The following is a 14,181-nucleotide window of genomic DNA, read 5'->3' as shown; positions in this document are numbered from 1 at the left end:
ATGAGTAAACCCTTGGTAATAATTTCTAGAAAAATATTGTGTAAAGACGAGGTTTTAGAAGTTACGAATCAGCGAGTTTTGTATTGGGAATCTCAAAAAAGTTTAATTTTAAGTGATTTGCATATTGGAAAATCTGCTCATTTTCAAAAAAGTGGCATTCCAATTCCAAAAGATGTTTTAACGACAGATTTAGAACGTTTAAAACAGTTAATCTTGCATTTTAAAGCTGAAAATTTAATAATTGTAGGCGATTTATTTCATGCAGAATATAATAGTGATTTAAATGAGTTTAAGCAATGGTTATCACAATTCGAAAACTTAAAATTACAATTGATAAAAGGGAATCATGACAGATTAAGCAACAAAGTTTACGAGCAATTTAATATTGAGGTTTTTACTTCAGAATTAAATGTAAACACTTTAAAATTTGTTCATGATTCAGTTGAGGATATAAGCGATTTTTTTACCATTTCTGGACATATTCACCCAGGAGTTTTTATCAAAGGAAAAGGCAAGCAACGAATTAAATTACCTTGTTTTCAAGTAACAGAAAATCAGCTAATTTTACCAGCTTTTAGTTTGTTTACAGGATTAAATACAAGGCAAAGCTTAAAGAAATGTAAAAATTATTGTTTTACTGATGATGGGATTTTTGAGTTGTAGAGTGAAAGACCTCACAGGTTTTTAAAATCTGTGAGGTCTAATAACTATCTAAAAATAAGAATGTCATTTCGGACTTTATGAAGAAATCTAATAGAAACTAATTGAATACATAAGATTTCTCAACTTCACTGCGTTTCGTTTGAAATGAAAAAATTATTCTTCCATCAAAAAACTCTTCAAATCTTCATAGGCAGCAACCTTTATCGCTACTTTTTTATTGTTAATCACTTTCTGAATCTGTGCAGGAATTTCGACTTTTACAGGTAAAGTTTCTTCCACCACATCTAAAAACTTTACAGGATGTGCAGTTTCTAAAAATACCCCAAATTCATTTTCTTTTAAACCGTATTTTTCCAACCCTAAATAACCAACTGCTCCATGAGGATCTGCAACATAACCAGAATCTTTATAAATCACTTTCATCTTTTCGCGAGTTTCATCATCTGTAAAACTAAAAGAAGAAAAATGTTTTTTTAGAGCCTCAAAATCGTTGTTATACAATTCTTGAATTCTAATAAAGTTACTTGGGTTTCCAACATCCATAGCATTAGAAATGGTTGCTTTTGATGGTTTTGGAGTGTATTTTCCATCTTTTAAATAATTAGGAACAGTGTCGTTTACATTGGTAGAAGCCACAAAATGCTTGACAGGTAAACCTAATTTCTGTGCCATTATTCCTGCACAAATATTGCCAAAATTTCCACTTGGTACAGAGAAAACCAATTCTTTATTAAGTTTTTTTAATTCTTTATAAGTGAAGAAAAAGTAGAACATTTGTGGCAACCAACGTGCAACATTTATTGAATTTGCAGAGGTTAAAGTCTTCGTAATTTCTTCATCTAAAAAAGCAGTTTTTACCATTTCTTGACAATCGTCAAAAACACCATCTACCTCTAAAGCTGTAATATTCTGACCTAAAGTAGTTAGTTGTTTTTCTTGAATATCACTCACTTTTCCAGAAGGATATAAAATAACCACATTTACACCTTTTGCGCCTAAAAACCCGTTGGCAACAGCACCTCCAGTATCTCCAGAAGTTGCGACTAAAACAGTAACTTCATCTTCATTATTTCTGTTGAAGTACTCCAAACATTTAGCCATAAACTTAGCACCAACATCTTTAAAAGCCATTGTTGGGCCGTGAAACAATTCTAAAGAAGCAATATTATCTGTAATTTTTACCACAGGAAAATCAAAAGAAACAGTTTCTGCCACAATTTCTTTTAATTTATTGGTCGGAATTTCATCACCAACAAATTGTTTTATCACTTCAAAAGCAATTTCTTGATTTGTGTAATTCTCAATATTTTCTATAAAATCTTTTGATAGTGGCGTAATTGTTTCTGGAAAATAAATTCCTCTATCTTTTGCCAAACCTTCTACAACTGCGTTTTTAAAAGTTGTTTTTGGCGATTTTCTATGTAAACTGTAGTAGTTCATTTTGTTTAATTTCGTTTGTCAGGTCGAGCGCAGTCGAGACCTAAATAAAACCTCTCGACTGCGCTCGAGGAGACAGTTTATATTATTTTCATTCCTGCTGAATTCACTTTCGAGGTAAAGATTTCAAAATCGATTCCAGTGTTTTTATATGTTTTATGAATTGCATTTTTTACTTTTTTTGCAATTTCATCTCCTTTACACAAAGCATAAATTGTTGGGCCAGAGCCAGAAATTCCTGCACCTAGAGCTCCAGCTTTTATGGCATTTTTTTTCACTTCATCAAAAAACGGAATTAAAGATTTTCTTGTAGGTTCTGCCACCAAATCTACTAAAGAATTACTTATTAATTCGTAATTATTTGTGTACAATCCACTCACCAATCCACCAACATTTGCCCATTGTGTAATGGCGTTTTTTAAAGGAATTTCTTTTGGTAAAACTTCTCTTGCGTCTTTTGTTTTTACTTCAATTTGAGGGTGAATTGCTACTACTTTTAATTTTTCTGGAACAGGGAGTTTTACAATATCTAAAGGTTCGTAACTTCTTACCAAAACGAAACCTCCATAAATTGCTGCTGCAACATTGTCGGCAATTGGTGTTCCACAAGCAACTTCTTCTCCAAACATTGCAAATTTAGTGAGTTCTAATTCAGAATATTTATTTTCTAAAAACTGATTTACACCAAAAGCAGCACCTGCTGCACTTGCAGCAGAACTACCCAAACCACTTCCAGGAGAAAATCCTTTGTGGATGGTTAATTCAATTCCAAAATCGGTATTCGCTTCTAATAATATTTTTTTAACCACAGCACTTGCTGCGTTTTTATCAACTTCGTACGTTAAATTAGCACCAGTAATATTGGTTATTTTTACTCCTTTTTGGACAGTTTTTGTAAACGTCATTTCATCACCAATTGCATCTACAGCAAAACCCATAGAATCAAATCCACAAGAAACATTGGCAACAGTTGCAGGAGAAAATATTTTTAAATAATCCATTTTTTTTTAAGTCTTCAGTCAGCAGTTCTCAGTCTTCAGTCTTCAGTTTGCAATCAGTTTTTTACTGAATACTGCTTACTGGAGACTGCCTACTGAATACTGTCAACTTATTTAGTAGTTCTAATTATATCCGCAAAAATACCAGAAGCAGTAACATCTGCACCAGCTCCAGCACCTTTTATAATTAAAGGATTTTCTGGATATCTATCTGTAAAAAATAACACAATATTATCACTTCCTTCTAAATTATAAAAAGGATGGTTTGAAGGAATGTGTTGCAAACCAACATTTGCTTTTCCGTCTGCAAATTCTGCGACATATTTTAAGCGACAATCTGTGTCATTTGCTTCCTTAAATATTTGCTGAAAATGAGCTTCATTTTTTGTTAAAGAAGCATAGAAATCATTATTATTTGTTGTTTTTAAACTTTCTTTTGGTAGAAAAGCATTTTTATAAATATCGCTCAATTCTAAATCATAACCACTTTCTCTGGCAAGAATTAAAATTTTTCTAGCAACATCCACACCACTCAAATCAATTTTTGGATCTGGCTCTGTATACCCTTCTTTTTGAGCTTGCGCTACAACATCATGAAACGTTGTGTTTTCATTAAAATTATTGAATACAAAGTTTAAACTTCCAGATAAAACAGCCTGAATTTTATGAACTCTATCACCAGAATTAATTAGGTTTTTTAAAGTATCTATAATTGGTAAACCTGCACCTACATTGGTTTCAAATAAAAATGGAGCATTGTATCTTCTTGAAATTGCTTTCAACGTTTTATAGTTTTCTAATAAAGAAGCACATGCAATTTTATTACAGGTTACCACACCAATACTTTGTCTTAAATAGTTCTCATAAATTTCAGAAACTGCTTGGTTTGCAGTATTATCTACAAAAACACTATTTCTTAAATTACAGGCTTTTGTCTTGTTAAAGAACTTCTCTAAACTTGTTTGTTCTCCGTTTTCTAAAAGTTCTTTCCAGTTTTTTAAATCGATTCCTTTTTCGTTGAAAACCATTTTTTTGGAGTTGGATAAACCAATTACACGAACATTCAGTTTTAAATGCTGTTTTAAGTGTTTTTTCTGCTGTTCTAATTGTGCTAAAAAACGTTCACCAACATTCCCTACACCAGTAACAAAAAGATTGATTTGTTTAATTTTTTCTTCAAAAAATTGTTCGTGCAACGTGTTTAAAGCCTTTTTTGCATCACTTTTATTGATGACAGCAGAAATATTTTTCTCTGTAGAACCTTGTGCAATGGCTCTAATATTCACATTATTTTTGCCCAAAGAACTAAACATTTGTCCACTTAAACCTTGGTGGTTTTTCATATTATCGCCAACCAAAGCAATAATGCACAAATCTTGTTCTAATTTTACAGGATTTACTTTTTGCTTTTCAATTTCAAACTCGAAAGTTTCATCAATTACTGCTTTTGCTTTTTGAGCATCTTCATCAGCAATACCAATACAAATCGATAATTCAGACGAAGCTTGAGTAATCAAAATAATATTAATGTTATGCAAAGAAATCGCTTCAAATAAACGCTTAGAAAAACCAGGAATTCCTACCATTCCACTTCCTTCTAGGGTAATTAAAGTTATATTTTCTATATGACTAATTCCTTTTACAGGTTTTTTGTTACTTGTTTCTTTGGCTATTAAAGTCCCTTCTTCTTCTGGTTTAAATGTGTTTTTAATCCAAATAGGAATTCCCTTTTTCAAAACTGGCTGAATTGTTGGCGGATAAATAACTTTCGCTCCAAAATGAGACAATTCCATGGCTTCGTGATACGAAATATGAGGAATAGGAAACGCCTGTTTTACCACACTTGGGTTGGCTGTGAACATTCCAGAAACGTCCGTCCAAATTTGTAATTCTTCCGCATTTACAGCAGCAGCAATAATGGCTGCAGTATAATCAGATCCTCCACGTCCTAAAGTGGTAGTTTTTCCTTCTAAAGTATTCGCAACAAAACCAGGTAAAAGAGTTACTTGTTTCTGGTTTCCATCGAAATAAGTAGCAATGTTTTTATTTGTTTCTGTAAAATTAACTGTTGCATTCAAATAATTATCAGAAGCAATAATGAGTTCTCTACTGTCTTTATAATCAGTTTCAAAAGAACTATTTGCTGCATTTGCAATAATGTAAGAAGACAATAATTCGCCAAAACTAGAAATAGTAGCCAGTGTTTTTGGAGTTAGTTCTTCCAACAAATAACAACCTTCGTAAATGGTTTCTAATTGATTGAAAAGTTTTTTTACATAATCGAGAATTTTAGGTTGATTCTCTAAAAGAATTAAATCTTTAATTACGTTAAAATGATGTGTTTCTAACTTTTTTAAAACGATTTTATAGTCTTCATTTTTTGTAGCTGCTAAATTTGCTCCTTGAATTAATGCGTTTGTGGTCTTGCCAAAAGCAGAAACTACAACTGCAGTTTTACTCGCTTTTGAAGTTTTTTCTACAATTGATAAAACCTTTTTTATGTTTTCTGAATTTGCGACTGAAGAACCACCGAATTTTAATACTTTCATTTTTAATGAAATAGTTTGTGAAATTTATTTTTTATTGAGAACTGTTTCAAAATTATTCGAAACAATATAAATGACCTAAGTTGATATGAAATATAATAAACCCCTAAAGGGTAATTGTTGTAGTTGTGCCAATAATAGTAAATGCTAAAGAAATAGCATTGGTTAGATTTGTATGTATTATTGATTTATTCACAAGGCAAAAATATTAGAAATATTTAATTAGCAGACATCAACTTGCTTTTATTTTGTGTTTTTGTTGAATTTATATCATATTAACAAAAACAGGTGGTAAAAATTTGAAAATTGATATTATTTAGATAGTTGACGTGATTTTTCTTTAATAACTAAAGCAATCGGTTTATTTTCAATTTTACTTTCTAACCAAGACAAAATATCTAAATATAAAAAGGCTCTTTTTTCGTAAGGATGATTCTCAAAAACTTTTAATTTTGCATGAATTTTCTTGAATTCGCCTTTAATTTCATGTGGAAAAACATCACTTAAATCTCTTATAGATTCTAAAAACACTTTTTGAACCTCTTGTAAATTCTCCATTTTTAGTAAGAATTTATAGGTATCTATAAATTGCCTTTCCAAATCATAATCTAAGCCACATTCATAATGTGCAATTAAGTTTAAAATTCTAGCAAAACACTGTAAATCTTCTGCAGAGCCTATTTTACTTCGAATAATTTTTTGTAAATATTCTATACAAAGCTCGTTTTTACCCATTCCAAAATACAAACAAGCAATTTTGTAATAAAACATTACAATATAATGATTGTCTAGTCTGTTGCTATAATCTTCAATTTTTTTATTGATGATTGCAACCAAATATTCTCCCCTATCAAAAGTACCTTCTAAAAAATGTAAATGTAGCTTGTTGGCATATAAATATTGAAAAATTAGTAGTTCTGTATTGGTGTTTAAAGGGATTTTTTTGGCAGTAACTTCTGCTTCAAAATTTTCTAATTCATCTCTAAAAGTTGAGATTTTTTTCACAAAAAAGGAAGCTTCTAACAAATAATTTATTCCTTTTAAATAAAAAACAGGATGTAGATTGATTAATTTAGAGTTTTCTTTAAATAAATCTACCCATTTGTTAGCATACTTATAACTCTGTAAAAAATCTTGTGTTAAAAAACTATGCCATAAATGTGCTTTATAAAGCCAAAGACGTTCCCTAAAACCTAATTTTTCATACTTGTATTTTGGCAAACGATCCTCAAAATAGTTGTTTATAAATTGCAACTCCTTTTTGTTTTTTACATAACCATTTTGTAATAAATGACTGTACAATTGCAATGATAAATTTGATAATTTACTGGCAATTACATTTTGCTGACTCAATTCTTTAGCTTGTACAGAAAGTTGGTCTGCTCTGTTGTTTAAGCTTCGTGTAATGTATTGTGTTTCAATTACTTTCTCTAATTCAACAATTTCGTAAGCAATGTTTTTTTCTTCGTATTCAATTGCTAAATTTTTAGCTTTGTCTAACAATTTTAAACTCTGTTTGTAGAGTCCTTTTTGATATAAAACCGTGGCAAAATCTAACTGTTCCCGAATTTGAATTCTAATGTTTTTATGTGCAGGATTTAAACGTAAACTTATTAAAATTTGCTTGTATAAATGCGCTTTTAAATTTGATAATTGCTGTTTAGATACAATACCACTTCCAATAATTACTTTTTCATCATAAACTTTTAGTTTTTCTAAAAACTTAAAAAGAGAGAAAAATTTAGCATCTACATTACCATCTAATCTTCCTACATAAAGATTAAATTGTCTTTTTTCTGACTTGGTTAAAGACTTAATCAGTACAAATAGCGCATCATTTTGCTGATTGGCGAATGTAATGTTTTTACTCATAATTAATTAAAAATCAAATAATTATACTTATTTAATTTCGACTAGAAATCGTACAGAACTGTAAAAGTAACCAATTAATTTTATCTCATTAAATATATTTGATGTATAAATACGATAATCTTTACAGAAATTATGCAAAATAATCAAGTACAAATTTTTGACACAACATTAAGAGATGGAGAACAAGTTCCAGGTTGTAAATTAGATACAAAACAGAAATTGGTAATTGCTGAAAGATTAGATTTACTTGGAGTAAATGTTATAGAAGCTGGTTTTCCTGTATCAAGTCCAGGAGATTTTAGTTCGGTTTCAGAAATTGCAAAAATTGTTAAAAATGCTACAGTTTGTGGTTTAACAAGAGCTGTAGAAAACGATATTAAAGTAGCTTCAGAGGCCTTACAATATGCAAAATATCCAAGAATTCATACAGGAATTGGAACAAGTGATTCTCATATAAAATTCAAGTTTAATTCTTCTAGAGAAGCTGTAATAGAACGTGCTGTAAAAGCAGTTTCTTATGCAAAATCTTTTGTAGAAGATGTAGAGTTTTACGCAGAAGACGCAGGAAGAACTGATAACGAATATTTGGCAAAGGTTTGTGAAGAAGTTATAAAAGCAGGTGCCACTGTTTTAAACATTCCAGATACAACAGGTTATTGTTTACCAGAAGAATATGGTGCAAAAATGAAATATTTGCACGAAAACGTAAAAGGTATAGATAATGTAATTCTTTCTTGTCATTGTCATAACGATTTAGGAATGGCTACAGCAAATTCTATTGCAGGAGTTATCAATGGTGCTCGTCAAATAGAGTGTACAATTAACGGAATTGGAGAAAGAGCAGGAAATACGGCTTTAGAAGAAGTAGTAATGGTTTTAAAACAACATCCTTATCTAAATTTAGAAACCTCTATCAATACAAAATTATTGTACGATACTTCTATTATGGTTCGAGAAAGTATGGGAATGCCAGTGCAACCCAATAAAGCAATTGTTGGAGCAAATGCATTTGCACATAGTTCTGGAATTCATCAAGATGGAGTCATAAAAAACAGAGAAACTTATGAAATTATGGATCCTGAAGATGTTGGTGTTACAGAAAGTGCCATAGTTTTAACAGCTAGAAGTGGTAGAGCAGCATTAGCTTACAGAGCAAAAAAGATTGGTTACGAGTTAACTAAAGTTCAATTAGATAGTGCTTATACTTCCTTTTTAGAAACTGCAGATCAGCAAAAAGAAGTAAAAGATGAAGACATTCATCAAATAATGAAAAAAGTAAATAAAATTTCTAAAATTGCCATTGCTTAAATTTTAGAAACCCAAAAATATTTTGTCTTCATAGGTAGTTGCGCATTTTTAAATAGTAAAATATTTTAAAAATTTCAACTACCTTTGATTTAGGCAAAACTTTCAAAAATAGTGAAATGAAATACACAATAGCAGTAATTCCAGGTGATGGTATTGGTCCAGAAGTCGTTAATCAAGCAAAAAAAGCATTAGGTGCAGTTGCAGAAGTGTATGATCATATTTTCTTGTACAAAGAAGCACAAATGGGTGCAGCAGCTATAGATGCAACAGGAAATCCGTTGCCAGAAAAAACAATAGAAATTTGTAAAAATGCAGACGCTATTTTGTTTGGTACTATTGGAGACCCTAAATACGATAATGACCCCTCATTAAGAATTAGACCAGAACAAGGGTTGCTAAAATTAAGAAAAGAATTAGACCTTTTTTGCAATATAAACCCTGTAAAAGCTTATGACCAATTGATAAAAAATTCTCCATTAAGAAGAGAGATTATCAAAGGAACAGACATTGCTATTTTTAGAGAATTAACAGCAGGTATTTATTTTGGGAAAAAAGAGTTGAGCAAAGATGGTAAAAATGCCTACGATGTTTGTACTTATTCTGTAGATGAAATTTCTAGAATAGCTCATTTAGCGTTTAAAGCAGCACAAAGTAGAAAAAGAAAAGTAACCTTAATAGACAAATCTAATGTGCTAGAAACCTCTAAATTATGGCAAAAAACAGTTACAGAAATTGCTACACAGTATAAAGATGTAACTCTAGAACACTTGTACGTAGACAATGCAACCATGAAGTTAATTTTAGAACCCAAAAGCTTTGATGTTGTACTTACAGAAAATTTATTTGGAGATATCATTTCAGACGAAGCTAGTGTTATTTCAGGCTCAATAGGCTTGTTGGCATCCTCTTCAATTGGTGAAGAAAATGCATTGTTTGCACCTGTTCATGGGACATTTTCCGAAGCAAAAGGCAAAGACATAGCAAACCCTTTAGCATCAATTTTATCAGCAGCAATGTTGTTAGAGCATTTAGGTTTAGACGAAGAAGCAGATGCAATAGAAAGAGCAGTTGCAAAATCATTAGACTTAAATATCACCACAAAAGATATCAAAGGAAAAAACAAATACTTTGCAGCCACATCTAAAGTGGGCGATTTTATTGCAGATTACATCCTAAATCAAGATGATAGCAACATGAATTTTACAAATATTCACATGGGGCAAAGTACAATTATCTAAAAAAGATAAATTGTAATACCTATAAAACAGGAGTTTTTTTGATGCTATTTCCAGCTTCTTGTGCAGAACTTGTTTCAGTATCGTTACTCGCTTTTTTTATGCCGAATTTATTTCAGCATTTCACTTGTTTAATAACGTTTTATTAATTACAAAAGACACTGAATCGAGTTCAGCATAAAAAAGAGCTCAAACAGACCACTCAATCTGGGCTAAACTTACTTGCTAACAAAAAGCATAAAAAATAAAAAAAGTAATTATTTATTTGCATTATTAAATAAAAAATTTCAATATTTGTCATTCAAATGAGAAACCAATTATCAAATATTATTTCTATTATTATTGTCATCGTAATTATTACGACATGATAAGGAAGTAGTATTTATATATTTTATAAAAGCAAACCTTCCTATAAACGGAAGGTTTTTTTTATGGAAATATTTCAATGTTTGAACGTCATAATAAGATATGGTTAAATAGTTTTAAATCAAATAATTAGACATCTTTTTAAATACCTGAATTTAAAGGTCTGTAATGAAGATTATGCAACAAAAATGTAAAAACACAGTAATTTAGTCAACAAAATGAAGAAAACAGTAAATGGAATTAAATAAACACAGCAAAAGATTAACACAAGACGAATCTCAACCAGCATCACAAGCCATGTTATATGCAGTAGGTTTAACAGATGAAGACATGAGCAAAGCACAAGTTGGTATTGCAAGTACAGGTTATGATGGTAACCCATGTAACATGCATTTAAATAATTTGGCAGCAGAATTAAAAGTGGAATCTAAGATTGCAGGTTTAGTAGGTTTAGGGTTCAATACAATTGGGGTTTCAGATGGAATTTCAATGGGAACTTCAGGAATGAATTATTCCTTAGCTTCTAGAGATATTATTGCAGATTCTATAGAAACTGTTATGAATGCACAAAGTTACGATGCATTGGTTTCTGTGGTGGGTTGTGATAAAAATATGCCAGGAGCAGTTATTGCAATGTTGCGTTTAAATCGTCCATCAATTATGATGTATGGAGGAACCATTGCATCAGGAAATTACAAAGGAAGAAAATTAAATATTGTTTCTGCTTTCGAAGCTTTAGGACAAAAAGTTGCTGGAGAAATTGAGGAAGAAGAATATAGAGAAATCATCAAAAGAGCCATTCCAGGAGCTGGAGCTTGTGGAGGTATGTACACAGCAAATACAATGGCTTCTGCCATAGAATGTATGGGTTTTGCACTGCTATACAACTCGTCAATTCCTGCAGAAAATCCAAATAAATTATCAGAAGCAGAAAGAACAGCTTTGGCAATAAAAAACTTATTAGAATTAGATTTAAAACCTTTAGATATTATTTCTAAAAAGTCATTAGAAAATGCTGTTGCATTGGTAAACGCTTTAGGAGGCTCTACAAATGCAGTATTACACTTTTTAGCAATAGCTCACGCAGCCGATATTGAATTTACCTTAGAAGATTTCCAAAGAGTTTCAGATAGAACTCCATTAATTGCAGATTTAAAACCATCAGGAAAATATTTAATGGAAGATGTACATGGAGTTGGTGGTACACCAGCAATTATGAAATATTTGTTAGACAATGGTTATTTACATGGAGATTGTTTAACAGTTACAGGTAAAACTTTAGCAGAGAATTTGGCAGATGTTAAAGCAATGGAATTTGAAGATCAAGATGTTATTTATCCAAAAGATAAGGCATTAAAATCTTCAGGAAATATTCAAATTATTTATGGGAATTTGGCAACAGAAGGAGCAGTAGCAAAAATTTCTGGAAATGAAGGTTTATTGTTCGAAGGAAAAGCAGTGGTTTATGATGGTGAACAAGCAGCAAACACAGGAATTTCAAACGGAGAAGTAGAAAAAGGAGATGTAGTCGTCATTAGGTATGTGGGGCCAAAAGGAGGGCCAGGAATGCCAGAAATGCTAAAACCAACTTCATTAATTATGGGTGCAGGTTTAGGAAAATCTGTAGCTTTAATTACAGATGGTCGTTTTTCTGGAGGTACTCATGGTTTTGTAGTGGGGCATATTACACCAGAAGCACAGTCTGGAGGTGCAATAGGTTTAATTGAAACTGGCGATAAAATTAGAATTAGCGCAGAAGACAACTCTATAAATGTGCTAATTTCTGATGAAGAATTGGCAGAAAGAAAAGCAAAATGGGTAGCACCAGCCTTAAAACACAAAAAAGGAATTTTATACAAATACGCAAAATCAGTAGCATCTGCATCTAAAGGATGTGTAACAGATTTGTAAATAAGAAAACAGAAAAAAGAAGCAAGAAACAAGAGAAAAGAAAAAAAAGACAGATTGGAAAGTCTTTATTCTTTTATCTCTTTTCTTTCGTCTAAAAATAAAAATATATGGAAACACAAACCATAAATACATTAAATAAATCTACCAAAACTACTGAACGTATTTCTGGTAGCGAAGCAATAGTAAGATGTTTAATTGAAGAAGGAGTAGATATTCTTTACGGATATCCAGGAGGAGCAATTATGCCAGTTTATGATGAGTTGTACAAATATCAAGATAAAATTCATCATGTTTTAACACGTCATGAGCAAGGAGCAACACATGCTGCTCAAGGATATGCAAGAATTTCAGGAAAAGTTGGTGTAGCTATGGCAACTTCTGGTCCAGGAGCCACCAATTTAATTACTGGTATTGCAGATGCCCAAATAGATTCTACACCAATGGTGTGTATTACAGGTCAAGTACCATCACATTTATTAGGTTCTGATGCATTTCAAGAAACAGATATTGTTGGTATTTCTACACCTGTAACAAAATGGAATTGCCAAGTAACCAAAGCTTCAGATATTCCTGAAGCATTAGCAAAAGCTTTTTACATTGCAAAAAGTGGTAGACCAGGACCTGTTTTAGTAGATATTACTAAAGATGCTCAGTTTGATGAGTTTGATTTTTCGTATGAGAAATGTGCAAAAGTAAGAAGTTATAAACCAGTTCCAGAGACAGATGTATCTAAAGTAGAGGAAGCTGCAAAACTAATTAATGGAGCAAAAAAACCATTAATTGTTTGGGGGCAAGGAGTTATTTTAGGTGAAGCAGAAGAGCAATTAAAGGCAGTTGTAGAAAAAGCAGGAATCCCTGCTGCATGGACTATTTTAGGAGCTTCTGCAATTCCTACAAAACATCCATTAAATGTTGGTATGGTAGGTATGCATGGAAATTATGCTCCTAATATGCTAACCAACGAGTGTGATGTTTTAATTGCCATTGGAATGCGTTTTGATGACAGGGTTACAGGAAGTTTAAATACCTATGCAAAACAAGCAAAGGTGATTCACTTTGAAATTGATCCTGCAGAGATTGATAAAAACGTAAAAACAGATGTAGCAGTTTTAGGTGATGCAAAAACAAGTTTAGACTTATTATTACCATTATTGAATGAAAATTCACATAAAGATTGGCATCAAAAGTTTAAAGATTTATATCAGATAGAATATGATAAAGTAATCAAAAACGATTTGTATCCTACAAAAGAAGGTTTGACAATGGCTGAGGTTTTGAAAGAAATCAACATTCAAAGTGAAGGAAAAGCTGCTATTGTAAGTGATGTTGGTCAGCATCAAATGATTGCTTGTAGATATGCAGATTTTAACGTGTCTAAAAGTAATATTACTTCAGGTGGATTAGGAACTATGGGTTTTGGATTGCCAGCAGCAATTGGTGCAAAAATGGCAGCTCCAGAACGTGAAGTAGTTTCTATTTCTGGTGATGGAGGTTACCAAATGACGATTCAAGAATTAGGGACTATTTTTCAGCAAAAAGCGGCTGTTAAAGTGGTGGTTTTAAATAACGATTTCTTAGGAATGGTACGTCAATGGCAGCAGTTATTTTTTGATAAAAGATATGCATCTACAGAAATGGTAAACCCCAATTTTGTAGCAATTGCAGAAGGTTATTATATCAAAGCAAAAAAAGTTACTAAACGTGAAGAATTGGCTGAGGCTGTTAAAGAAATGATGAAAAGTAAGGAAGCCTATTTCTTGGAGGTTTGTGTGGAGAAAGAAGACAATGTATTTCCAATGATTCCTTCAGGAGCAAGTGTTTCTGATGTAAGATTAGAGTAAAGAA

The 14,181-nt window shown here is 31.5% G+C and carries 9 protein-coding genes; 5 read left to right on the top strand and 4 right to left on the bottom strand.

The genetic code is table 11. The features are described from left to right. Nucleotides 1-663 carry a ligase-associated DNA damage response endonuclease PdeM gene (pdeM, locus tag ACY2RW_RS02275; protein ID WP_490121075.1) on the top strand — a complete coding sequence of 221 codons (663 nt, stop codon included), beginning with the start codon at nucleotides 1-3 and terminating at the stop codon, nucleotides 661-663. 153 nt (nucleotides 664-816) lie between these two features. Here the strand turns inward: pdeM and thrC are convergent, their stop codons facing one another. The 4 genes from thrC to ACY2RW_RS02255 form a co-directional block, all read right to left on the bottom strand. Further along, nucleotides 817-2,103: a threonine synthase gene (gene thrC, locus ACY2RW_RS02270; protein WP_490121074.1), complete on the bottom strand. Its 1,287-nt coding sequence runs from the start codon at nucleotides 2,101-2,103 to the stop codon at nucleotides 817-819. Between the two features lie 77 nt (nucleotides 2,104-2,180). Further along, entirely contained in the window at nucleotides 2,181-3,101 is a 921-nt protein-coding gene (locus ACY2RW_RS02265) for a homoserine kinase (protein ID WP_490121073.1), read from the bottom strand. Between the two features lie 107 nt (nucleotides 3,102-3,208). Next, nucleotides 3,209-5,647, bottom strand: coding sequence for a bifunctional aspartate kinase/homoserine dehydrogenase I (gene thrA / locus ACY2RW_RS02260; protein WP_490121072.1), 2,439 nt, complete (start codon nucleotides 5,645-5,647; stop codon nucleotides 3,209-3,211). Nucleotides 5,648-5,956: 309 nt separating this feature from the next. Further along, complete coding sequence (locus ACY2RW_RS02255; RefSeq protein WP_490121071.1) at nucleotides 5,957-7,516, bottom strand: hypothetical protein; 1,560 nt, start codon at nucleotides 7,514-7,516, stop codon at nucleotides 5,957-5,959. 132 nt (nucleotides 7,517-7,648) lie between these two features. Between ACY2RW_RS02255 and ACY2RW_RS02250 the strand changes: the two genes are divergently transcribed. The 4 genes from ACY2RW_RS02250 (at nucleotide 7,649) to ilvB (ending at nucleotide 14,177) form a co-directional block, all read left to right on the top strand. Next, nucleotides 7,649-8,824, top strand: coding sequence for a 2-isopropylmalate synthase (locus tag ACY2RW_RS02250; protein ID WP_490121070.1), 1,176 nt, complete (start codon nucleotides 7,649-7,651; stop codon nucleotides 8,822-8,824). Nucleotides 8,825-8,940: 116 nt separating this feature from the next. Next, the gene (gene leuB / locus ACY2RW_RS02245; RefSeq protein ID WP_490121069.1) at nucleotides 8,941-10,062 is read left to right on the top strand and encodes a 3-isopropylmalate dehydrogenase; all 1,122 of its coding nucleotides are present in this window, start codon (nucleotides 8,941-8,943) and stop codon (nucleotides 10,060-10,062) included. A 597-nt stretch (nucleotides 10,063-10,659) separates the two neighbouring features. Then, entirely contained in the window at nucleotides 10,660-12,336 is a 1,677-nt protein-coding gene (ilvD, locus tag ACY2RW_RS02240) for a dihydroxy-acid dehydratase (RefSeq protein ID WP_490121068.1), read from the top strand. A 107-nt stretch (nucleotides 12,337-12,443) separates the two neighbouring features. Next, nucleotides 12,444-14,177 carry a biosynthetic-type acetolactate synthase large subunit gene (gene ilvB / locus ACY2RW_RS02235; RefSeq protein ID WP_490121067.1) on the top strand — a complete coding sequence of 578 codons (1,734 nt, stop codon included), beginning with the start codon at nucleotides 12,444-12,446 and terminating at the stop codon, nucleotides 14,175-14,177. Nucleotides 14,178-14,181: the final 4 nt, after the last annotated feature.

This window comes from Polaribacter sp. 2305UL8-11 (assembly GCF_058147165.1).
Note: the sequence above shows the minus strand (reverse complement) of the source record. Positions and strands in the feature narration are given on the sequence as shown.